Source organism: Bosea sp. Tri-49 (assembly GCF_003952665.1).
Taxonomy (GTDB): Bacteria; Pseudomonadota; Alphaproteobacteria; order Rhizobiales; family Beijerinckiaceae; genus Allobosea.
This window is the reverse complement of the sequence record NZ_CP017946.1, coordinates 3,363,893-3,385,147: the sequence shown is the minus strand read 5'-3', so window position 1 is coordinate 3,385,147 and position 21,255 is coordinate 3,363,893. Positions and strand designations below refer to the sequence as shown.

The 21,255-nt window shown below is 66.9% G+C and carries 20 protein-coding genes; 13 read left to right on the top strand and 7 right to left on the bottom strand.

The features are described from left to right. Positions 1–71: 71 nt before the first annotated feature. Entirely contained in the window at positions 72–1,688 is a 1,617-nt protein-coding gene (locus tag BLM15_RS16490) for a fumarate hydratase (protein WP_126113771.1), read from the top strand. Then, on the top strand, positions 1,685–2,017 hold the full coding sequence (locus BLM15_RS16485; protein ID WP_126113770.1) for a hypothetical protein: 333 nt from the start codon (positions 1,685–1,687) through the stop codon (positions 2,015–2,017). Before BLM15_RS16490 ends, BLM15_RS16485 begins: the two co-directional genes overlap by 4 nt. Here the strand turns inward: BLM15_RS16485 and BLM15_RS16480 are convergent, their stop codons facing one another. Further along, on the bottom strand, positions 2,018–2,815 hold the full coding sequence (locus BLM15_RS16480; protein WP_335904803.1) for an alpha/beta hydrolase family protein: 798 nt from the start codon (positions 2,813–2,815) through the stop codon (positions 2,018–2,020). Between the two features lie 173 nt (positions 2,816–2,988). Next, positions 2,989–3,852: an AraC family transcriptional regulator gene (locus BLM15_RS16475; RefSeq protein WP_126113768.1), complete on the bottom strand. Its 864-nt coding sequence runs from the start codon at positions 3,850–3,852 to the stop codon at positions 2,989–2,991. A gap of 254 nt (positions 3,853–4,106) precedes the next feature. On the opposite strand from BLM15_RS16475, the gene BLM15_RS16470 reads away from it, so the two are divergent. Continuing rightward, positions 4,107–4,763 carry an MBL fold metallo-hydrolase gene (locus tag BLM15_RS16470; protein ID WP_126113767.1) on the top strand — a complete coding sequence of 219 codons (657 nt, stop codon included), beginning with the start codon at positions 4,107–4,109 and terminating at the stop codon, positions 4,761–4,763. A gap of 364 nt (positions 4,764–5,127) precedes the next feature. After that, a complete protein-coding gene (locus BLM15_RS16465) occupies positions 5,128–6,585 on the top strand; it encodes a phospholipase D-like domain-containing protein (RefSeq protein WP_126113766.1) in 1,458 nt (485 codons plus the stop codon). Between the two features lie 18 nt (positions 6,586–6,603). Here the strand turns inward: BLM15_RS16465 and BLM15_RS16460 are convergent, their stop codons facing one another. Together BLM15_RS16460 and efp are read right to left on the bottom strand one after the other, a co-directional pair. Next, complete coding sequence (locus BLM15_RS16460; RefSeq protein WP_126113765.1) at positions 6,604–7,122, bottom strand: DUF1993 domain-containing protein; 519 nt, start codon at positions 7,120–7,122, stop codon at positions 6,604–6,606. Between the two features lie 86 nt (positions 7,123–7,208). Then, positions 7,209–7,778, bottom strand: coding sequence for an elongation factor P (gene efp / locus BLM15_RS16455; protein WP_091833646.1), 570 nt, complete (start codon positions 7,776–7,778; stop codon positions 7,209–7,211). A gap of 132 nt (positions 7,779–7,910) precedes the next feature. Between efp and epmA the strand changes: the two genes are divergently transcribed. The 6 genes from epmA (at position 7,911) to BLM15_RS16425 (ending at position 12,211) form a co-directional block, all read left to right on the top strand. After that, a complete protein-coding gene (gene epmA, locus BLM15_RS16450) occupies positions 7,911–8,972 on the top strand; it encodes an EF-P lysine aminoacylase EpmA (protein ID WP_126113764.1) in 1,062 nt (353 codons plus the stop codon). Continuing rightward, positions 8,972–10,036 carry a lysine-2,3-aminomutase-like protein gene (locus BLM15_RS16445; RefSeq protein WP_126113763.1) on the top strand — a complete coding sequence of 355 codons (1,065 nt, stop codon included), beginning with the start codon at positions 8,972–8,974 and terminating at the stop codon, positions 10,034–10,036. Before epmA ends, BLM15_RS16445 begins: the two co-directional genes overlap by 1 nt. Positions 10,037–10,074: 38 nt before the next feature. Continuing rightward, positions 10,075–10,749 (top strand): DsbA family oxidoreductase, encoded by a 675-nt coding sequence (locus BLM15_RS16440; RefSeq protein ID WP_126113762.1) that lies wholly within the window; start codon positions 10,075–10,077, stop codon positions 10,747–10,749. A 120-nt stretch (positions 10,750–10,869) separates the two neighbouring features. Next, the gene (gene pyrF, locus BLM15_RS16435) at positions 10,870–11,577 is read left to right on the top strand and encodes an orotidine-5'-phosphate decarboxylase (RefSeq protein ID WP_126113761.1); all 708 of its coding nucleotides are present in this window, start codon (positions 10,870–10,872) and stop codon (positions 11,575–11,577) included. Positions 11,578–11,612: 35 nt separating this feature from the next. Further along, positions 11,613–11,900 carry a DUF1330 domain-containing protein gene (locus BLM15_RS16430; RefSeq protein ID WP_126113760.1) on the top strand — a complete coding sequence of 96 codons (288 nt, stop codon included), beginning with the start codon at positions 11,613–11,615 and terminating at the stop codon, positions 11,898–11,900. Between the two features lie 2 nt (positions 11,901–11,902). Then, positions 11,903–12,211: a DUF1330 domain-containing protein gene (locus BLM15_RS16425; protein ID WP_110490220.1), complete on the top strand. Its 309-nt coding sequence runs from the start codon at positions 11,903–11,905 to the stop codon at positions 12,209–12,211. Positions 12,212–12,223: 12 nt separating this feature from the next. On the opposite strand, the gene BLM15_RS16420 is transcribed toward BLM15_RS16425, so the two are convergent. The 3 genes from BLM15_RS16420 to BLM15_RS16410 all read right to left on the bottom strand — a co-directional run bounded on the left by BLM15_RS16420 (position 12,224) and on the right by BLM15_RS16410 (position 15,384). Then, positions 12,224–13,321 carry an NADH:flavin oxidoreductase/NADH oxidase gene (locus BLM15_RS16420; RefSeq protein WP_126113759.1) on the bottom strand — a complete coding sequence of 366 codons (1,098 nt, stop codon included), beginning with the start codon at positions 13,319–13,321 and terminating at the stop codon, positions 12,224–12,226. Between the two features lie 43 nt (positions 13,322–13,364). Continuing rightward, complete coding sequence (locus BLM15_RS16415) at positions 13,365–14,303, bottom strand: AEC family transporter (RefSeq protein ID WP_126113758.1); 939 nt, start codon at positions 14,301–14,303, stop codon at positions 13,365–13,367. 76 nt (positions 14,304–14,379) lie between these two features. Next, positions 14,380–15,384: a DUF808 domain-containing protein gene (locus tag BLM15_RS16410; protein WP_126113757.1), complete on the bottom strand. Its 1,005-nt coding sequence runs from the start codon at positions 15,382–15,384 to the stop codon at positions 14,380–14,382. Between the two features lie 175 nt (positions 15,385–15,559). On the opposite strand from BLM15_RS16410, the gene BLM15_RS16405 reads away from it, so the two are divergent. From BLM15_RS16405 to BLM15_RS16395, 3 genes are read left to right on the top strand one after another with little or no spacing between them, the layout of a single operon-like run. Beyond that, positions 15,560–16,378 (top strand): ImuA family protein, encoded by an 819-nt coding sequence (locus tag BLM15_RS16405; RefSeq protein ID WP_126113756.1) that lies wholly within the window; start codon positions 15,560–15,562, stop codon positions 16,376–16,378. Further along, on the top strand, positions 16,296–17,831 hold the full coding sequence (locus BLM15_RS16400; protein ID WP_126113755.1) for a Y-family DNA polymerase: 1,536 nt from the start codon (positions 16,296–16,298) through the stop codon (positions 17,829–17,831). Before BLM15_RS16405 ends, BLM15_RS16400 begins: the two co-directional genes overlap by 83 nt. Further along, complete coding sequence (locus BLM15_RS16395) at positions 17,828–21,190, top strand: error-prone DNA polymerase (RefSeq protein ID WP_126113754.1); 3,363 nt, start codon at positions 17,828–17,830, stop codon at positions 21,188–21,190. Before BLM15_RS16400 ends, BLM15_RS16395 begins: the two co-directional genes overlap by 4 nt. Positions 21,191–21,255: the final 65 nt, after the last annotated feature.

Sequence of the window (21,255 nt, the reverse complement as noted above, 5' to 3'; positions counted from 1 at the left end):
CGAGCGGCTATGACGCGGCCGAAGTTTTGAGGTGCCGCACACGGCGCCAGTGAACCGCCGGAGCCCCGCCGATGGCCTATACCCATGTCGATCTCTTCCCTCTTGGCGAGGACAAGACGCCCTATCGTTCGCTCGGCAACGACGGAGTCAGCGTCGAAACGGTCGGCGGGCGCGAGGTCCTGAGCGTCTCCCGGGAAGCGATCAAGCGGCTCTCCGAGCAGGCTTTCATCGACATCAATCACCTGCTGCGCCCGGGCCATCTCGCCCAGCTCGCAAAAATCCTCGACGACCCCGAGGCGACCTCGAACGACCGCTTCGTCGCCTACGACCTGCTCAAGAACGCAGGGATTGCCGCTGGCGGCGTGCTGCCGATGTGCCAGGACACCGGCACCGCGATCATCATGGGCAAGAAGGGCCGCAAGGTCTGGACCGACGGTGACGACGAGTCGGCGCTCGGCGAGGGCGTCTACGACGCCTATCTCAAGCGCAATCTGCGCTATTCGCAGGTGGCGCCGCTCTCCATGTTCGAGGAGAAGAACACCGCGACCAACCTGCCGGCGCAGATCGATATCTATGCCGAGGGTGAGGACGCCTACAAATTCCTCTTCGTCGCCAAGGGCGGCGGCTCGGCCAACAAGACCTTCCTCTTCCAGGCGACGCCCTCGCTCCTGACCAGGGATCGCATGATGGCGTTCCTGAAGGAGAAGATCCTGACGCTCGGCACCGCCGCCTGCCCGCCCTACCATCTCGCCATCGTCATCGGTGGCACCTCGGCCGAGCAGAACCTCAAGACCGTCAAGCTTGCCTCGACCAAATATCTCGACGCGTTGCCGACAGAGGGCTCACCCTCTGGTCACGCCTTCCGCGACCTCGAGATGGAGGAGGAGGTCCACAAGCTGACGCAGGCGCTTGGCGTCGGCGCGCAGTTCGGTGGCAAGTATTTCTGCCATGACGTCCGTGTCATCCGCCTGCCGCGCCACGGCGCCTCGCTGCCGATCGGGCTCGGCGTCTCCTGCTCGGCCGACCGCCAGGCCAAGGGCAAGATCACCAGGGACGGCATCTTCCTCGAGGCGCTCGAGACCGATCCGTCGAAATATCTGCCCGAGATCGACGAGGCGAACCTTGGCGGCGCCGTCGTCAAGGTCGATCTCAACCGGCCGATGAGCGAGATTCTCGCGACATTGACGCAATACCCGGTCAAGACCCGGCTCTCGCTGACCGGGACGATCATCGTCGCGCGCGACTCGGCCCATGCCAAGATCCGGGAGCGGCTGGAGAACGGCCAGGGCATGCCGGACTATCTGAAGAACCACCCGGTCTATTATGCTGGCCCGGCCAAGACGCCGGAGGGCTTCGCCTCCGGCTCCTTCGGCCCGACTACGGCCGGCCGCATGGATTCCTTCGTCGACCAGTTCCAGTCCTTCGGCGGTTCGATGGTGATGCTGGCCAAGGGCAATCGCTCCGCCCAGGTCCGCGAAGCCTGCAAGGCCCATGGCGGCTTCTATCTCGGCTCGATCGGCGGCCCGGCGGCGCGTCTCGCCCAGGACTGCATCCGCAAGGTCGAGGTGCTCGAATATCCCGAACTCGGCATGGAGGCGGTCTGGCGCATCGAGGTCGAGGATTTCCCGGCCTTCATCGTCATCGACGACAAGGGCAACGACTTCTTCAAGGAGCTGAACCTCGGATGATCGTTCGTGCTGCCGTCGCTGCTCTGCTGACCCTGTTGCCGACCTTGGCGCTGGCACAGCCTCGTCCCGTTCCGGCGACGTGCACGCGCGACCTGTTCCAGAACGAGGCGGCGATGCGCCAGCGGCAATATCGCATGCAGCAGGTCGCCGCTGCCGATCAGCCGACGCAATGCGCCGCCTGGCGCGACCATGTCGGCTTCCTGCAGAAAGCACGCTCCGTCTTCGCTACCTGTCAGAGCGGGCGAGAGCGCGAGGAGAATGTCGGCCAGATGGATCAGTCGCTGGCCGACTACCGCGTGCTGCTCGCCAATCGCTGCGGGCGCCGCTGACTACCTGATCTCGGGCGGCTGGCCGAGCTGCGCCTTGAAGAAGGCGAGCACGCGGGCGTTGAAATCGGCGTGGAATGCGGCCCGGTCGAAGCCGGGCTGATCGCTGCAGAGCTCGCCAGCCGACTGGGCCAACTCGGCCGGGCAGGGCGGCAGGAAGGAAAAATGCTGGGAGCCGGGCACGACGTGAAAATCGGGCTTCGTCGGCAGCAGGCCGGCTATGCCAACGACACTGGCCGGAGTGACGCCGTCGCCGCCGCGTTCGGAACCCCAGAGCTGAACCGGCACCCGCACGTTCTTGAAGCTCTCCTGCGTAAAGAAGACGCTGAGCGGGTCGGCGATGACCGCCGCCCTGATGCGCGGATCATGGCTGAGTTCCGGAAGCTCTCCCAGGCGGACCTGCTCGCAGAGCGGGTCGCTCTTGTCTTCACAAAGCCTGAGGCGCTTGCCAAAATATGGATTGGCGCCGATGGCGACGAGTCCGGTATAGCCGCCCCGCGAGAAGCCGAAGAACCCGACGCGCCCGGCATCGATCCTTGCCGCATCGGGCCATGAGCCGAGCATGTAGTCGATTGCGCGCTTGATGTCGGCCGGCCGCTCGACGAAGACCGAAAACTCGCGCGTCCGGCTCTGGTCCAGGCTGGTATCGCCAGGGTGATTGATCGCGACCACGATGAAGCCGGCATCGGCCAGAACCTCGGCCGTGTCCCGGTGTCCGAGGAAGCTCCCGGTCCTGCCGTGCGAGACCACAATGAGCGGGCGCTTCTCGCCCGCGAGCGGGCAATTCATGCTGACGGACATGGCAAAAGGCCCGAGCCGTATCTCGCTTTTTGGCTGAGTGCATGGATACCAGACCGCTCCCTTGAGCGGCTGGAGTGCTCCATCGACGGGGATGTCGACGGACTTGAATCCGGCTGCCTGCGCCAAGGAGGCAACAAGGCAAAACGCTAGGCCGGACAAGAGACGGTGGAGATTCATGGCTTGCTCGCGCTGCGGATAGGGATGAGCAGGTCGGTGCGCAGGGCGGCGGGCGCTATGCCGCGCGACGACGTATCGAGATAGTGTTCCAGCGTGGGCCGATCATCCGGCTCGTAGCCGCTGCCCGGCATCCATCTTGTGTAGAGAGCCTGCGCGGCGGCGTTGATACGGGTGTACGGACCCACCAGCCGCTGCACGGCATAGTGGCCGCCGGGAATCTCCAGCGTTTCGACGTCGGAGTCTTCTGGCCAAGGATCGGGCGAGGCGACGGCGGCGTAGTACCTGAAGCGGTCGGCGTATTGGGGATTGCCGAAGGAAGCGCCCCATTTCTCCGATATGGCGCGCGTGCCGGCGCGCAGACGCAGCTGCCGATGCGTGTGAGGAATGGTCGCGAACGATCCCGTATGCCGCAGCGCATGTAACCGCTGCGCCGGTCGTTCGACGATCTCGACAGTCGGCGTGGCTGCATCGTCGCCATCATTGTCGACCGCCCCGTCGACAGTGAGGATCGTGCGCCTCATCTGCTGCCGGAATGCACGCGGCGACTGCCCGGTAAACTGGTGAAAGGCGCGGGTGAAGGCTTGCGGGCTGTCATAGCCGACAGTCAGTGCGATTTGCGTGATGCTTTCATCGGAACCGGTCAGAAGGCGTGTCGCGAGAGCCAGCCGGACGCGACGGAGCGTGGCAGTCACGGTCTCGCCGACCACGCCGGCATAGACGCGGTGAAAATGGAAAGGAGAGAAATGCGCGAGGCGTGCCAGATCATCGAGATGCAGATCAGCCATCGGATTCGCGATGATGGCCGCGACCGCGCGAGCCACGCGGGCACGATAATCCTGTTCTGTTCGATCGCTGGCCATCTAGAACAGCCTGCCCCATCTGTAAGTCGGAAACTTAGCTGATTTTGCTAAACTGCCCGATGCGGGGCCGGGTGCGCTCCCCCATCGTGCATCCCGATTCACCTCATGGATGTGAATGCCGCAATCCCCTCATCCTCGAAACGCAGCGTGGCGAACGGGTTTGGGCAAGGCGACATTTGGAGTATGGCTGTCGCGCCGCCGCCCTGCCGTGTTGCACCGCTGGGTTTCTGATGTGAGCAGCCACGGGATGATGGATGACTAGCGATACGACCTCTCCGCTCGGCATCGCCGTCGTGCCGGTGACGCCTTTCCAGCAGAACTGCTCGATCGTCTGGTGCACGCGCACCAAGGAGGCGGCGGTCGTCGATCCCGGTGGCGATGTCGAGCGCATTCGCGGCGCGCTGAAGGAGCTTGGCGTAACCCCGGTCGCGATCTGGCTGACCCATGGGCATATCGATCATGCCGGCGGCGCGACCGAACTTGCGGGCGTGCTGAACCTGCCGATCATCGGACCGCACGAGGCCGACAAGTTCCTGCTCGACGCGCTGCCGCAGCAGGGGCTGATGTTCGAGATGCGCGGCGTGCAGGCGGTTGCACCGACACGCTGGCTCGCCGAAGGCGACAGCGTCTCGGTCGGCGATGTCAGCTTTTCCGTGCAGCACGTCCCGGGGCACACGCCCGGCCACGTCACCTTGTTCGAGAAGGATCTGCGCTTCCTGCTCGCCGGCGACACGATCTTCGCCGGTTCGGTCGGCCGCACCGATTTCCCCTATGGCAACCACAAGGACCTGATCGGCGGGATCAAGGGCAAGTTGCTGCCGCTCGGCGACGATGTCCAGTTCCTGCCCGGCCATGGTCCCGCCAGCACGCTCGGCGAGGAGCGTCAGACCAATCCGTTCCTGCAGGGATAAAAGGGCTGGCCGTCATTCTCGGGCGGAGCGAAGCGCAGACCCGAGAATCTCGTGACGGGAGGGCGGATAGGAGTCCTCTCCGGCCTGAGATGCTCGGGTCAAGCCCTAGCATGACGAGATCAAAGGACTCTAGAAACGCTAACGGCCATGTCCGGAAGGGCGCGCGTACATCCGGCGTCGCTGCCTTCGGGTTCATGGCCGTCTTCAACGGAACGGAGGGCGGTGGAACGCCCTCGACATCACCGTGCTCCCGATATGGGAAGATGATCCTGTCATTGCAAGGGGCGGTTCCATGAAAGTCGGGCCATGTCCTTAGGCGCCTGACCGCGTTGCCGGTTTCGCGGCCCATGCGATAGTCGCGGTCATGTGGGAGATTCTCTCCGCCTATTGGCCGCATATCCTCGGCGTCGTCTCGCTGGCGCTGACCGTGGTCGCGGCCAGCCATGCCGCGATGACCAAGGACGAGGTGCGCGCCGCCATCGGCTGGGTCGGCGTCATCGTCCTCTCGCCGATCATCGGGCCGCTGATCTATGCGGTCGGCGGCATCAACCGCATCCGCCGCGCCTCGATCGTCTCGCAACGCAAGCCGAAGCTTGGCAACGCTCCGCTCGCACAGACATTCGAGGTCTCGGATGCCGAGATCGCCGGCGATGTCGGGCGCCGCTTCGCCGCGCTGAAGACTCTGGGCGACAAGGCGACGCGTCGCCATCTCAAGACCGGCAATGCCATCGCGGTACTGCGGACCGGCGATGAGGCCTATGCCGCGATGATTGCGGGGATTGCGGCAGCTGAGCGCTCGATCATCCTGGAGACCTACATCTTCGATCGCGATCCGCTTGGCCTGCGCATCGCCGATGCGCTGATCGCGGCCGTCTTACGCGGCGTTGAAGTGCGTGTGCTGATCGACGCCGTCGGCGCGCGCTATTCGGTGCCGAGCATCGTCGGCCATCTGCAAAAGAGCGGCGTGCCGACCGAGGTCTTCAACGGCAACATCATCATGGGCCTGAGATTGCCCTATGCGAACCTGCGCACCCACCGCAAGCTGCTGATTGTCGACGGGCGGATCGCCTTCGCCGGCGGCATGAACATCCGCCAGGGCTTCACCTCCGAATTCGCTGGTGACGCGGCCGCGCACGATACGCATTTCCGCATCGAGGGGCCGGTCGTCGAGGATCTGTTCGGTGTCGCGGCCGAGGATTGGCGCTTCGCCTCGGGCGAGGAACTCGCCGGTGATGCCTGGGCGGTCACGCCGCAAGCCGCTGCGCAGGGGCCGACTGTGCTGATGCGTGCGGTCGCCTCCGGCCCCGACGCCAGCCTCGAAACCAACCACAAGCTGCTGATCGGCGCCTTCTCGGTGGCGCGGACCTCGATCCGGATCATGTCGCCCTATTTCCTGCCGGATCGCGAATTGATCAGTGCGCTGGTCACCGCGGCGCGGCGCGGCGTCGCCATCGACATCGTCGTGCCCGACGTCAACAATCTCGTTCTGGTCGACCGCGCCATGCGGGCGCAGTTCGACCAGGTGCTGAAGGATGGCTGCCGGGTCTGGCGCGCCACCGGCTCCTTCGATCACTCCAAGCTGCTCGCGATCGACGGAACCTGGGCCTATGTCGGCTCGTCCAATCTCGACGCACGCTCGCTCAGGCTGAACTTCGAGATCGACCTCGAAGTGCTCGACGAAGGTTTCGCTGTTGGTATCGAGCAGCGTATCGATGCGACGATCGCCAAAGCGCGACCGGTCACGCTGAAGGGGCTGCACTCACGGCCCTTCCCCTTGCGGCTGCTCGACCGGATGCTCTGGCTCTGGTCGCCCTATCTGTGAAGGGCGTGACGTCTGATCTCAGGCGTCGAACACGCCCTTCAAGAAATCCTGCTTGCCGACCTGGAAGCCGTTCTCACGCAGGATGTCGTAGGCCGTCGTGGCGTGGAAATAGAAGTTCGGCACGGCAAAGCGCGTGAGGTAGTCGACGCCCTTCATCGTCACGGTCGCCGAGGGGCCACGCGGGAAGGTGACGTCCTTGTCGAGCCCGGCGTCGAGCGCCGCCTTGTCGACCGAGGCGATGAAGTCGAGGGTTTTCGCGATCCGCGCTTTCAGCTCGTCGAAGCTCTTCTCCTCGTCGGGGAAGCGCGGATTCTCGGCTCCGCTCACGCGAGCGGCCGCGTTCTTGGCAAAATCCGACATCAGCTGGATCTGCCGGGTGAAGGACAGCATGTCCGGGGCGAGCCGGCTCGACAGGAGCACCTCCGCCTGGATCTTGCGCTCGGACGCCTCCGTCACCGCCTTGTCGAGGATGGCGTCGAGCGCCTTCAGGGTCTGGATGAACCCGGGGAAGACGGCGTCATAGGCGGAAAGCGGCATCGAGGAGTCCTCACCAACGAAAACGGGCCCGGAAAGGGCCCGCTGCAATCATCGATATAGGGCTTCTCCGCCGATGTCAGCGGGGATCAATCCTTGGCGCGCTCGACATAGGAGCCGTCGGCGGTCATCACCACGATCCGGGTGCCGGCGCCGATATGTGGCGGCACAGCGGTGCGCACGCCATTGGTTAGGATCGCCGGCTTGTAGGAGGAGGAGGCTGTCTGGCCCTTGGTCACCGGCTCGGTCTCTGCGACCTCGACCGTGACGCGCTGCGGCAGCTCGATCGCGACGGCCCGGTCCTCGAACACCGAGAGCGAAACCTTCATGCCTTCCTGGAGATAGGGCGCCATGTCGCCGACCACGTCGCCATCGACCGGAATCTGGTCGTAGGTCTCGGGGTTCATGAAGACGTACTGCTCGCCGTCCTGGTAGAGATAGGTGAAGTCGCGATCCTCGACATAGGCGCGCTCGACCTGCTCCGTCGTCTTGTAGCGCTGGGTCATCTTCACGCCGTCGGAGATGCGGCGCATGTCGATCTGCGTCGTCGGCGTGCCCTTGCCCGGGAAGAAGCTCTCGGCCGAGATGACCGTGCAGAGATGCCCGTCGAGCTCGAGGACGTTGCCCTTGCGGACGGAGGAGGCGATGACCTTGACCACGTGGATTTTCCTTGGCTGGCGCGGGCGCTGTCCGCGCGCTATGCGAATTCCTGTGCCGCGCCACTACCGCATTCGGGGCGCAAACGGAAGCGCGCAGGCCGGTTTGCGCGGCTTTCGCTATAGAGAGATGTGATGAGCCAGACCCACCCGCCCTTCTGGCGGCCGGATATCCATGCCGACCGGCGCCCTGCGCTTCTGGCGCGGGGGCGGATCAAAGCGGCGCTGCGGCGCTGGTTCGAGGCGCGCGATTTCATCGAGGTCGAAGCCGCGATCCTGCAAGTCTCGCCCGGCAACGAGACGCATCTGCACGGCTTTTCGACCATGCTGATCGACGATGCCGGCGCTGGCCATCCCTATTACCTCCATACCTCGCCGGAGTTCGCCGCCAAGAAGCTGCTGGCCGCCGGCGAGCCGCGCCTCTTCGATTTCGCCCGCGTCTTCCGCAATCGCGAGCGCACGGCGCTGCACCATCCTGAGTTCACCATGCTGGAATGGTATCGCGCCGGGGAAGGCTACGAGGCGCTGATGCGGGATTGCTCCGCGCTGCTGGCCGAGGCTGCACGCGCAGCCGGCGTCACGACCTTGCGCTGGCGTAACAGCGAGGTCGATCCCTTCGCCGAACCGGAGCGGCTTACACTGCATGAGGCCTTTGCCCGTCATGCCGGCATCGATTTGATGGCGACGCTCGCCGATGACGGCGCGACCGATCGCACAGCGTTGGCAGCTCAGGCGCAAGCCGCCGGCATCCGCCTCGCCGATGACGACAGCTGGTCCGACATCTTCAGCCGCATCCTCTCCGAGAAGATCGAGCCTGAGCTCGGTCGCGGCCGCGCCACCATCCTGTGCGAATACCCGATCTCCGAGGCGGCGCTGGCACGGCCGAAGCCCGGCGATCCGCGTGTGGCCGAGCGCTTCGAGCTCTATGCCTGCGGTGTCGAGCTCGCCAATGCCTTCGGCGAATTGACCGATCCGGACGAGCAACGCCGGCGCTTCGAGGCTGATATGGACGAGAAGCAGTGCATCTATGGCGAGCGCTATCCGATCGACGAGGATTTCCTCGCCGCGCTCGCAGCGATGCCGCAGGCTTCGGGCATCGCCCTCGGCTTCGACCGGCTGGTCATGCTCTGCACGGGCGCGCGCCGGATCGAGGATGTGCTCTGGACGCCGGTCGCGGAACCGGGCAGGGGAGGGTGATGACGATCCACCAGCTGCCCGGCCAGCCGCTCAGGACGGTCGACGCCCTCGTCGAGCGCGGCCTCGTCGCGCCCGCAAAGCGAGAGGCGCTGGCCGAGGTTGCGAAGCGCTATGCCGTCTCGGTGACGCCGGCGATCGCGGCGCTGATCGACCCGTCCGACGAAGCCGACCCGATCGCCCGTCAGTTCATTCCCGCTCCGGCCGAGCTCGAAACGCTGCCGGAGGAACTGGCCGATCCGATCGGCGACGAGGCGCATTCGCCGGTCGAAGGCGTCGTCCACCGCTATCCGGACCGGGCTTTGCTCAAGCTGGTCCATGCCTGCCCGGTCTATTGCCGCTTCTGCTTCCGCCGCGAGATGGTCGGCCCCGGCGGCGATGCGTTGACGGGTGAAAAACTCGACGCTGCGCTCGCCTATCTCGCCTCCCACCCGGAGATCTGGGAGGTGATCATGACCGGCGGCGACCCGCTGATCCTCTCCGCCCGGCGGGTGCGCGAGGTCGCGAGGCGCCTTGCCACGATCCCCCACATCAAGGTGGCGCGCTGGCATACGCGCGTGCCGATGGTCCAGCCAGAGCGCATCACCGAGGACTACGCCCGCGCGCTGCGCATCCCCGGCAAGGCGAGCTACATCGCCGTCCACGCCAACCATCCGCGCGAGTTCACCGAGGCCGCGAAGGCTGCGCTGGCACGCCTCGTCGACGCCGGTCACGTCCTCGTCAGCCAGAGCGTGCTGCTCAAGGGCGTCAACGCCGATATCGGGACGCTCTCGGCATTGATGCGCGCCTTTGTCGAGAACCGGGTCAAGCCGTATTACCTGCACCATCCCGATCTCGCGCCGGGCACCAGCCATTTCCGGCTGTCGCTGGCGGAAGGACAGGCCCTCGTCAAAAGCCTGCGCGGCAACCTTTCCGGCCTGTGTCAGCCGACCTATATCCTCGATATCCCCGGTGGGGCCGGCAAGATCCCGGTCGGGCCCGCCTTCCTTTCGGGCTGCGAGACGCCCGGCGCGCAAGGCTTCGCGGAGGATCGCCATGGCGACCTCCATGCCTATCCGCCGGTCTGAAGACGCCCTTGTCGCGGCGATCCGCGAAGGACTGAGCCATGTTGAATCCTACAGCGCCCGACAAGATGCCGCTCGCGATCGTCTCCGACATCGCTTGCCCCTGGTGCTTCATCGGCAAGACCCGGCTGGAGACCGCGCTCGCCAACCACAATCTCACCGAGCGCGTCGCCGTCACCTGGCTACCTTATGAGCTGAATCCGGAGATGCCGGCCGACGGCATGGACCGCACCGCCTATCTCGACGCCAAGTTCGGCCCCGGCAAGCGCCGCGAGATCGAACTCCGTCTGTCCGAGGCGGCGCTGGAGAGCGGCGTTACCTTCAACTGGGCGAAGGTGACGAAGAGCGTCAACACCCGCATGGCGCATATGCTCGTCGCCGCCGCCGCGACCGTGCAGCGCGGCAGCGAGATGACCGCGGCGCTGTTCAAGGCCTATTGGCAGGACGGGCGCGATATCGGCGATATCGAGACGCTGGTCGCGATCGCCGGCGAGCAGGGCTTCGACGAGCAGGCGGCGCGCGACGAGTTGTCCAATGACGAGCTGCGCGAGACCGTGATCGGGCTCGAAGCGCATGCCCAGAAGGTCGGCGTCACCGGCGTGCCCTTCTTCATCGTCGACGGCAAGCTCGCGGTCTCCGGTGCCCAGCCGCCGGAGGTCTGGACTCAGGTTTTTGCGCAGGTGCTGACGGCGAAGCCTAGTGTCGAGGATGAGTGACGCATTCCGCGGCGCGCCTTTGCCGTTCGATCGAAAAAAAGACCTGTCTCAAAAATGAGAAATCCTTGCGCCGCCACTCGAATCGTGCCTTTCACCCCGTAGCAGGTGGAGGGCAGGGCGATGACGCAGAAGATCAATGATCTCCGGGACCGCATGATCGTCGCGCTCGATGTGCCGACGGTCTGGGATGCCTACCACATCGTCTCCACGCTGGGCGACGGAGCGAGCTTCTACAAGATCGGTTATCGGCTTGCCTTCGCCGGCGGGCTCGACCTCGCCCGCCAGCTCGTGACCGAGGGCAAGAAGGTCTTCCTCGACCTCAAGCTGCACGACATCGGCAACACCGTCACCGAGGGCGTGGAATCGCTGACCAAGCTCGGCGTCACCTTCCTCACCGTGCATGCCTATCCGCAGACCATGCGCGGCGCGGTCGAGGGGCGCGGCGATGCGGCGTTGAAGCTGCTCGCCGTCACCGCGCTGACCTCCTATGACGATGGCGACCTGAAGGACGCAGGCTACGGCCTTGCGGTGCGCGATCTCGTGCGCATGCGTGCCCAGCAGGCCCGCACCGCCGGCGTCGACGGCATCGTCTGCTCGGCTGCCGAGACCGAGATCGTGCGCGGGGTGATCGGCCCCGACATGGCCATTGTCACCCCCGGCATCCGCCCGGCCGGAAGCGCTGTCGGCGACCAGAAGCGCACGCTGACCCCGGCCGAGGCGATCCGCGCCGGGGCGGATCATCTCGTCGTCGGGCGTCCCATCATCCGCGCGGCTGACCCGCGTGCAGCGGCCGCCGCGGTCATGGACGAGATTGCGGGCGCCGCTTAGTCTGCCGCTCCTTTCCTCCGGATACGGATACGGCAATGCCCAAGGGATATGTGATCGGTCGCGCCAAGGTGACCAATGCGACGCAATGGGCGGTTTATGCCGCAAAGGCCTCCGAGGCGATCAAGCAGTATGGCGGCACGCCGCTGGTTCGCGGCGGCCAGATGACGGTCGGCGAGGGCGAGGGCCGGGCCCGCAACGTCATCCTCGAATTCCCCGACTACGCCACGGCGAAGGCTTATCTGCTCTCGGCCGAATATGCCGAGGCGCGCAAGCTGCGCGAGGGCGCCGGCGAGATCGACCTCGTCGCGGTCGAGGGCGTGTGACCATGGCGAAAGGCTACTGGATCGCTCGCCTCGACGTGCAGAACGAGTCGGAATACGCGACCTACCGCTCGCTCAATGCCATCGCCTTTGCCAAATACGGCGGCAAGTTCCTGGTGCGCGGCGGCGAGTACAAGCTCGCCCGCGGCGAGGGCCGCAAGCACAACGTCGTCATCGAGTTCAAGGATATCGAGACGGCGCGCGCCTGCTACGAATCGCCGGAATACCAGGCGGCCGTGCAGCATCTCGCCAAGGTTGGCGCGGTCGATCTCGTCATCATCGGCGGCTATGACGGGGCGCAGCCGGGCGACTGAGATCGCCCAGGCTCAGCTTTCGAACAGGTTGCGATAGCGGCTCGGCTGCGAGCGCAGATACTGCTTCGGCGCCTTGATGCTGGCGCCGAGATGGGCGGCGGCATGCCATGGCCAGCGCGGCTCGTAGAGGATGCCGCGGGCGAGCGCGACCATGTCGGCATCGCCACCGGCGACCACCGCTTCGGCATGCTCGTAATCTGTGATCAGGCCGACGGCGATGGTCGGCACGCCGGTTGCCGCCTTCACCGCCCGGGCTAGCGGCACCTGATAACCCGGCGAAAGCGCGATCTTCTGCGCGGCCGAGACCCCGCCGCTGGAGACATGGACGAAGCTGACGCCGCGCGCCTTCAACGCCTCGCAGAAGGCGACGGTCTGCGCGATGTCCCAGCCGCCTTCGACCCAGTCGGTGCCGGAGACACGCACGCCGACCGGGATTGCAGCCGGAACCGCCTCGCGCACCGCGTCGAAAACCTCGAGCGGAAAGCGCATGCGGTTCTCGAGCGAGCCGCCATAGGCATCGTCGCGCTGGTTCGCCAGCGGCGACAGGAACTGGTGCAGCAGGTAGCCATGGGCACAATGCAGCTCGATCGCCTGCAGGCCGAGCCGCACCGCCCGGCGCGCCGTCGCGACGAAGGCCTCGCGGATCCGCTTCAGCCCGGCGGCGTCGATCGGCAGCGGCGGCCGGTCCGTGGCCTGCATCTGCAGCGCCGAGGGAGCCAGCGTCTGCCAGCCACGATCGTCGAGCGGGCGCTGGCCGCCGCCGGTCCAGGGGGAGTGGACCGAGGCCTTGCGACCGGCATGACCGAGCTGGATGCCGATCGGCATGTCGGAATGGCGACGGACCGCATCGAGCACGCGCGCCAGCGCCGCCTCGTTCGCATCGCTCCACAGGCCGAGATCGTCCGGGCTGATCCGGCCGTCCGCCTCGACCGCGGTCGCCTCGATGATCAGGAGCCCGGCACCCGACAGAGCGAGGTTCCCGAGATGGATCAGGTGCCAGTCCGTGGCCGAGCCGTCCTCTGCCGAATACTGGCACATCGGCGCGATCACGACCCGGTTCGTCAGATGAAGGCCGTCGAGATCGAAGGGCTGGAAGAGCTGGCTGGGCATGAACGTCTCCGGACGGGCGGTTTTGGACCCGTATGATGGCGGCTCAGGGCGAGATCAGCCAGATCGCTAGCGGGAAGGTGAGTGCGGCTGCGGCGGTCGAGATCACGATCGCAGCCGCGAGCGGGCGGCTGCCGGTGTCGAAACGTTCGGAGATGACAAAGACATTGGCCGCGATCGGCAGCGCCGCATAGAGCACGCCGGCCTGGACCCAGAACGGATCGAACTTCAGGACCAGCGCCAGCACCACCCAGGTCAGCAGGGGATGCAGGACAAGCTTGCCAACGACGAGCGGCAGGACGCCGCGCAGAGGCAGCTTGCCCTCGCGGCTCCACTGGAAGGCGGCGATGCCGAGCGCGAAGACGCCGACCGGCGCCGCCGATGCACCGAGGAAGAGCAGGAAACGGTCGACCGGCTCGGGTAGCGCAACCCCGCTCAGCGACAGGGCGATGCCGGCCATGATCGAGAGCATGAACGGGTTGACGATCGTGCCGCGCACGAGCTTGAGCGCGATTGAAAACGGCGAGCCCTGGCCGCGTCCGGCCTCGATCAGCCCGATCGAGAGCGGCACGATCAGGGCGGTGTCGCAGATCAGGCCGATCGCGATCGGCGCCGCGGCGCTGTCGCCGAGGAAGGCGAGCATCAGCGGGATGCCGAGGAAGGCGAAATTGCCGCCGACCAGCGCTTGGCCCCGCGACACGGCATTGGGGAAGGGCAGGCCGAGCAGGCGCCGCTGCAGCGCGATGGCGAGGGCGAGCACCGCGACCCCGATCAGCGCCAGCGCCGCGAAGAAGATGCCGTTCCACAACTCCGCGATCGGCTGGCGCGACATCACCCGCAGCACCATCGCCGGTGTCGCCACCATAAAGGCGAAGGTGTTGAACACCCTCACCGCGTCCGCCGTGAACAGCCCGCGCCAGGCGGTGAAGGCGCCGAGTGCGATCACCGCGAAGAAGGGCGTGCTGGTGGCGAGGAATTGCAGCATGAGGGCACCGCGGCCCGCAAGCCGGACCGGTTGCCGGCTCTAGCAGATTTCGGGCCGCGGTGTGTTCCGTTGCTGCCTAGTGGCCCTGCTTTTCCGGCAGGGCTGTCGGCTTCACTTCACTGCCGCGCCGGGCCTTCAGCACCGGCTCGACGATGAAGTGCATGCCGACGAGGCAGAGCCCGCCGACGCCGAGCCCGAACACTGCCGAGGCGGCTGCGGTCGTCAGCCATTCGAGCGCGCCGGTAAGCGCCGGCCAGACTTGCCCGACCGCGACGGCGACGCCGTGGATGCCATGCTCGATCCCGGCGAGCCCGTAGCCGGCGAGGCCGTGGATGATGATGCCGCCACCGACCCAGAGCATCGCCGCCGTGCCGACCGCGCTGAGCACCTTGAGGAAGGGCGGCATGCCGGTGACGAGGCCGCGGCCGATGAGCCGGACCGGCAGGATGCCGCTGCGCGACAGGGCGACGCCGGCATCGTCGGCCTTCACGATCAAGGCGACGACGCCATAGACCAGCACGGTCATGCCGAGCCCGACCACGGCCAGCACCAGCGCCTGCATCCAGAAGGAGGAGGCGGTGACACCGGCGAGCGTGATCGCCATGATCTCGGCCGAGAGGATGAAGTCGGTCTTGATCGCGCCGGCGATCTTCTGCTCCTCGAGTTCCTTGGCGTCGAGGATGTCGGTGCCGCCCTCGCCGGCCGCCTCGTCATGATGCGCATGTGGCATGATGAGTTCGTAGACCTTCTCGAAGCCCTCGAAGCAGAGATAGGCCCCGCCTGCCATCAGCAGCGGCGTGATCGCCCAGGGCGCGACGAGGCTGAGCACCAGCGCCGCCGGCAAGAGGAAGAGCAGCTTGTTCTTTAGCGAGCCGAGCGCGATCTTCCCAATGATCGGCAATTCGCGCTCCGCCGCGAAGCCGACGGCATAGCGCGGCGTCACTGCCGCGTCGTCGATGACGATGCCGGCCGCCTTGGCGCCGGCCTTGGTCGCTTGCGCCGCGGCGTCGTCGAGCGCAGCCGCGGCGACCTTGGCCAGGGCTGCGACGTCGTCGAGAAGGGCGAACAGTCCCGAACTCATGGCGTTCTCCAGGCGAGGCCGCAGGATGGGCGGCTGCGGGGCTGATAGGCGATCCGGTTTGCCCTGATATGACAGCAGCGAGGCGCCTGCAGGCAAGCGAGAGCGGATGCGGGCTTGACTCCGGAGTGCTTTGGAGTCGCTCTATGCTTGGAACAAAAAGTGAACATATACTCCAATGGCCGATGCACCCACCCGATCCCTGGCTGCCCTGCGGCAGAGCCTCGCTCTGGCGGGGCTGGCGCGCGAGCTTTCGCCAGTGGAGCGCGTCGCCTTCGGGACGCCCTCGCTGGACGAGCCGCTGGGTGGCGGCATCGCGCGCGCCGCTTTGCATGAGGTCTACGCCTCGGCCGGCGCCGACCTTCCTGCCGCGACCGGCTTCGCCGCGGCCCTGGCGCTGCGCGCCGCCGGGTCGCGGCCTCTGCTCTGGGTCCGGCAGGATTTCCTCGATGCCGAGGCCGGGCGCCTGCACCCACCGGGCCTGGCCGAGCTCGGTCTCGATCCCTCGCAGATCCTGCTCGTCAGGGTCAGGGACGGCGAGGGGGCATTGCGGGCCGGCGCAGAGGCGGCGCGCTGCGCCGCGCTCGGGGCGACGCTGATCGAGCCCTGGGGCGCACCGCGCCAGTTCGACCTGACAGCCAGCCGCCGCCTGGCGCTGGCGGCGGAGACCTCCGGCGTTCTGACCCTGCTGCTGCGGGTGGCGGCCGAGCCGGAACCCAGCGCCGCGAGTACGCGCTGGCAGGTCCGCGCCTTGCCGTCACGGCCGCGGGAGGCGCAGGCGCCGGGCGATCCCGCCTTTGGATTACGGCTGCTGCGCCATCGCGGCGGCCTTGGTGAGCGTGAGTGGCGTGTGGAGTGGGGCCGTGACGAACGATGTTTCCGGGACAGGATCGGGAGCGAGGGAGGCAAAAGGGATGCAGCGCCGCTATCTCGCCCTCTGGTTTCCCTATCTGGCGAGCGAGCGCCTGCGCCGGCGGGGCTCCGCCGGGCCGGATGAGCGCCCGCTCGTCCTGGTCGAGAAGGATCGCGGCGCGCTGCGCCTCGCCGATTGCGACATTCGTGCCGTCCGGCTCGGCTTGACCCGCGGGCTGACGTTGGCCGATGCCCGCGCCCGCATTCCGGAGCTCACGGTGGTCGAGGCCGATCCGGCCGCCGACCAGCGCCTGCTCGAATGGCTCGCCGCGCTCTGCGACCGCTTCACCCCGCTCGTCGCGCTCGATCCGTCGCACGGGCTCGTGCTCGACATCACCGGCTGCGCCCATCTCTTCGGCGGCGAGGTGGCTCTGCGCCAGCGGCTCGGTCTCGGCATGCGTCGGCTCGGCCTGAGCCTGCTCGCCAGTATCGCTGGCACGCCCGAAGCGGCCCGCGCCCTTTCCCGTTTTGGCGATTGCGCCGTCTCCCGTCCGGGCGAGGATGAGCAACGGACGCTGCCGCTGCCGGTCTCGGCATTGGAGGCTTCGGCCGAGACGGTGATCGCCCTGTCGCGCGCCGGGCTGAAGACGCTGGGCGACCTCGCCGGCCGGCCCTCGCACACGCTCGCCGCCCGCTTCGGCGAGGCGTTCGTCACGAAGCTGCGCCGCATTCTCGGCCGTGAGGATGCTCGCATCACGCCCTTGCGGCCACCGCCCGATTGCGTGGTCGAACGGCATTTTCCCGATCCGCTGCAGGATACCGACGGGCTCGAGGCGATCGTCGCCCGCCTGCTCGGCGAAGCCGGGCGCCTGCTCGAGGCACGTGGCGAGGGCGGGCGCGCCTTCGAGATCAGCTTCTTCCGCAGCGATGGCGCCGTGCGCCGGCTGGCGCTGGAGACCGGCCGGCCCTCACGCGATGCCGGCGCGATCCTGCGACTCTATCGCGAGCGCATCGACAGCCTGGCTGATCCGCTCGATCCCGGTTTCGGCTATGACGCGATCCGGCTCGCCGTGCCGGTCTGCGAGCCGCTCGGTACGCCGCAGGCGAGCCTCGACGGGCGCGCCGTCAAGGAGGAGGCGGTGGCAGATCTGGTCGACCGGCTGGTCGCCCGCTTCGGCCGCGAGCGTGTCCTGCGCTTCGTCGCGCAGGACAGCCATCAGCCTGAGCGTGAAGCTGCGCTGGTTTCGGCCGCGTCCGGCAAGGCGGACGCGGCATCCTGGCCCGTCTCGCAGTCGGACGAGCCGCCGGCCCGCCCGCTCCAGCTCTTCGAGCCGCCCCAGCCGGTCGAGACCCTGGCCGAGGTGCCGGATGGCCCGCCCTTGCGCTTCCGCTGGCGGCGCGTGCTGCACGAGATCGCCCGCGCTGAGGGCCCGGAGCGGATCGCGCCGGACTGGTGGCGTGATGGGCCGGGCGAGCACACCCGCGACTATTATCGCGTCGAGGATGCGCAAGGGCGCCGCTTCTGGCTCTTCCGTGCCGGCCTCTATGGTCGTGAGACGACGGCGCCGCGCTGGTATCTGCACGGGCTGTTCGCATGATCACCTATGCCGAACCCGTCGCCGCGAGCAATTTCTCCTTCCTGCGTGGTGCCTCGCCCGGACCGAACCTGGTGATGACCGCGCTGCTGCTCGGCCAGACCGGCCTCGGCATCGCCGATCGCAACACGGTTGCCGGCGTGGTGCGGGCCTGGAGCGCGCTGCGCGACCTGCGCGAGGACGGCGTATTGGCCCCCGAAAAGATTCGCGAGGGTGGCAGCCCCGGCGAATACATCTGGGTCGAGAACCCGGCCTTCGCCGATTTGCCCTTCACCTTGCCTCAGCTCCAGGCGATGGCGAAAGCCTTCAAGCTCGCCACCGGCAGCCGGCTCGTCTTCGCCGACGGCTCGCCCGACATCGTCGTCTACCCCGCCAATCGCGCCGGCTGGGGCCGGCTCTGCCGCCTGCTCACGACCGGCAATCTGCGCGGTGGCAAGGGCGAGTGCATCCTCAACCTCGAAGACCTGCTGAACGATGCCCGCGATCTCCTGCTGATCGTCATGCCGGAGCGCCGGCTCGATGGCCTGTCCGAGATCCTCGCCCGGCTCGATGCCGCTGCACCCGGCGCGGTCTGGCTCGCCGCCACCATGTCGCGCCGCGGCGACGATCGCCGCCGTCTTGCCCGGCTCAAAAGCATCGCGGCGCCGACCCGCACCCCTCTGATCGCCAGCAACGACGTGCTCTACGACGCTCCCGAGCAGCGCGACCTGCAGGATCTGCTGACCTGCATCCGCGAGGGCACGACGATCGACAAGGCCGGTCGCCTGATCGAGGCCAATGCCGAGCGCCATTTGAAGGCGCCGCAGGAGATGGTTCGGCTCTTCAAGGAGGCGCCAGAGGCGATCGAGGAGATCCAGTATCTCTTCGGCCGCATCGAGTTCGATCTCACGGAGCTGAAATACGAGTACCCAGACGAGCCGATTCCACCCGGCTGGAGCCCTCAAGCCTGGCTCGAAGACCTCGTCCAGAAGCGCGGTGAAATCCGCTATCCTGAGGGGGTGCCGGAGAAGGTCCGAGATCTGCTGGCCAAGGAACTCGCCCTGATCGCGAAGCTCGATTACGCCCGTTATTTCCTCACGATCCGCCAGATCGTCGACTTCGCCGAGAACAGGGGCATCCTCTGCCAGGGACGAGGCTCTGCCGCCAACTCTGCCGTCTGTTACGTGCTCGGGATCACCGCCGTGAACCCGGCCGAGAGCGACGTGCTGTTCGAGCGCTTCATCTCGACCGAGCGGCGTGAGCCACCCGACATCGACGTCGATTTCGAGCACGAGCGGCGCGAGGAGGTGATCCAGTGGATTTATGAGAAATACACGCGTGATCGCGCCGGGATTGCCGCGACCGTGATCCATTACCGGCCACGCAGCGCCATGCGCGAGGCCGGCAAGGCGCTAGGGCTGACCGAGGACGTCACCGCTCGCCTAGCCTCGACGCAATGGGGCAGCTGGGGCTCCGACATCACCCGCAGCCAGATCCGCCAGGCCGGGCTCGATCCCGACAACCCGGTGATCGCGCAAGCCGTGCGCTTCGCCGTGCGCCTGCTCGGTTTCCCGCGCCATCTCTCCCAGCATGTCGGCGGCTTCGTGCTGATGCGCGGCCGCCTCGACGAGACCGTGCCGATCGGCAATGCCGCGATGGACGACCGCACCTTCATCGAATGGGATCGTGACGATATCGATGCGGTCGGCCTGATGAAGGTCGATGTGCTCGCGCTGGGCATGCTGACCTGCATCCGCAAGGCGTTCGATCTGCTGCGCGATAAAGAGAGCATCGATCTGGGGCTCGCGGATGTCCCGCAGAACGACAAGGCGACTTACGACATGCTCTGCGAGGGCAAGTCGCTCGGCGTCTTTCAGGTCGAGAGCCGGGCGCAGATCAACATGCTGCCGCGCCTGAAGCCGCGAAAGCTCTATGATCTCGTCATCCAGGTCGCGATCGTCCGCCCCGGCCCGATCCAGGGCAATATGGTGCATCCCTATCTGAAGCGCCGCGCCAAGATCGAGGATGTCACCTACCCGTCTCCCTCGCCGGAGCACGGCCCGCCGGACGAGCTCTTCGAGGTCCTCAACAAGACGGAGGGCGTCCCGCTCTTCCAGGAGCAGGCCATGCGCCTCGCCATGGTCGCGGCGAAGTTCAGCGACATCGAGGCCAATGGTCTGCGCAAGGCGATGGCGACCTTCCGCAATGCCGGCACCATCGGCCAATACGAGGCGATGATGGTCGAGCGCATGGTGACGCGCGGCTATGAGCGCGACTTCGCCCAGCGCTGTTTCGAGCAGATCAAGGGCTTCGGCAGCTACGGCTTTCCCGAAAGCCATGCCGCCTCCTTCGCCAAGCTGGTCTATGTCTCCTCCTGGCTGAAATGCCACCACCCGGCGATCTTCGCCGCGGCGCTGCTGAATTCGCAGCCCATGGGCTTCTACGCTCCGGCCCAGATCGTCCGGGAGGCGCAGGAGAATGGTGGTGTCGGGCCGCGCCCGATCGATGTGAATTCCAGCGCCTGGGACAATCTCCTGGAGCCGGGAGGGCCGGGCTGGAAAAGCCGCTGGGCGCTGCGTCTTGGTTTTCGCCAACTCGACGGCTTCAAGGAAGACTGGGCGGAGCGCCTCGTCGAAGCCCGGACCGAGCCCTATCGCGATGTCGAGGAACTCGCCCGCCGCGCCCGCTTGCCGGCCCGCGCCATGCGCTTGCTCGCCGATGCCGACGCCTACCGCTCGATGGGGCTCGATCGGCGCGAGGCGCTCTGGGCGGTGCGCCGCCTGCCGGATGACGAGGCGCTGCCGCTGTTCGAGGTGGCACAGGCGCGCGAACTCGGCGCCGAGCAGGCCGCTGCACTGCCTGCTATGCCACTCGCCGAACATGTCGTCGCCGACTACCAGACGGCGCGGCTCTCGCTGAAGGGCCATCCCATGGGCCTGCTGCGGCCCCGCTTCGTCCGCGAGCGGATTGCCAGCTGCGAGCAGATGTCAGCGATGCGCGACGGGACCTGGGCCAGCGTCGCTGGCGTCGTGCTGGTGCGCCAGCGCCCCGGCAAGGGCAATGCCATCTTCATCACGCTGGAGGATGAGACCGGAATCGCCAATGTCGTGCTCTGGGCCCGCGATTTCGAGCGCTTCCGCCGCGAGGTCATGGCGGCGCGGCTGCTACTGGTCGAGGGCAGGGTGCAGAAGAGCCCGGAGAACGTGATCCACCTGATGGCGAAACGCGTCGTCGATCGCTCGGCCGAGCTGCTCAGCCTGTCCGATACCCATCGCGCCGAGATCGTGCTGACCCGTGCCGACGAGTTCCAGCATCCGCAGATTCCGCGGGCGCGTCATCCGCGCAATGTCCGCATCCTGCCGAAATCGCGCGATTTCCATTGAGGCCGGGAGCCTCATCACAACTGTGTCCAGCCGCCATTCTTTGAATGCTCTGGCGTGGCTAGGTT

Coding starts and splice junctions, on each gene's coding strand:
- BLM15_RS16440 (WP_126113762.1), top strand. CDS start 10,075: ATGTTGAATCCTACAGCGCCCGACAAGATGCCGCTCGCGATCGTCTCC.
- BLM15_RS16420 (WP_126113759.1), bottom strand. CDS start 13,321: ATGCCCAGCCAGCTCTTCCAGCCCTTCGATCTCGACGGCCTTCATCTG.
- BLM15_RS16395 (WP_126113754.1), top strand. CDS start 17,828: ATGATCACCTATGCCGAACCCGTCGCCGCGAGCAATTTCTCCTTCCTG.
- BLM15_RS16405 (WP_126113756.1), top strand. CDS start 15,560: ATGGCCGATGCACCCACCCGATCCCTGGCTGCCCTGCGGCAGAGCCTC.
- BLM15_RS16430 (WP_126113760.1), top strand. CDS start 11,613: ATGCCCAAGGGATATGTGATCGGTCGCGCCAAGGTGACCAATGCGACG.
- BLM15_RS16445 (WP_126113763.1), top strand. CDS start 8,972: ATGACGATCCACCAGCTGCCCGGCCAGCCGCTCAGGACGGTCGACGCC.
- pyrF (WP_126113761.1), top strand. CDS start 10,870: ATGACGCAGAAGATCAATGATCTCCGGGACCGCATGATCGTCGCGCTC.
- BLM15_RS16400 (WP_126113755.1), top strand. CDS start 16,296: ATGCAGCGCCGCTATCTCGCCCTCTGGTTTCCCTATCTGGCGAGCGAG.
- BLM15_RS16465 (WP_126113766.1), top strand. CDS start 5,128: ATGTGGGAGATTCTCTCCGCCTATTGGCCGCATATCCTCGGCGTCGTC.
- BLM15_RS16460 (WP_126113765.1), bottom strand. CDS start 7,122: ATGCCGCTTTCCGCCTATGACGCCGTCTTCCCCGGGTTCATCCAGACC.
- epmA (WP_126113764.1), top strand. CDS start 7,911: ATGAGCCAGACCCACCCGCCCTTCTGGCGGCCGGATATCCATGCCGAC.
- BLM15_RS16425 (WP_110490220.1), top strand. CDS start 11,903: ATGGCGAAAGGCTACTGGATCGCTCGCCTCGACGTGCAGAACGAGTCG.
- BLM15_RS16490 (WP_126113771.1), top strand. CDS start 72: ATGGCCTATACCCATGTCGATCTCTTCCCTCTTGGCGAGGACAAGACG.
- BLM15_RS16485 (WP_126113770.1), top strand. CDS start 1,685: ATGATCGTTCGTGCTGCCGTCGCTGCTCTGCTGACCCTGTTGCCGACC.
- BLM15_RS16415 (WP_126113758.1), bottom strand. CDS start 14,303: ATGCTGCAATTCCTCGCCACCAGCACGCCCTTCTTCGCGGTGATCGCA.
- BLM15_RS16475 (WP_126113768.1), bottom strand. CDS start 3,852: ATGGCCAGCGATCGAACAGAACAGGATTATCGTGCCCGCGTGGCTCGC.
- BLM15_RS16480 (WP_335904803.1), bottom strand. CDS start 2,815: ATGTCCGTCAGCATGAATTGCCCGCTCGCGGGCGAGAAGCGCCCGCTC.
- BLM15_RS16410 (WP_126113757.1), bottom strand. CDS start 15,384: ATGAGTTCGGGACTGTTCGCCCTTCTCGACGACGTCGCAGCCCTGGCC.
- BLM15_RS16470 (WP_126113767.1), top strand. CDS start 4,107: ATGACTAGCGATACGACCTCTCCGCTCGGCATCGCCGTCGTGCCGGTG.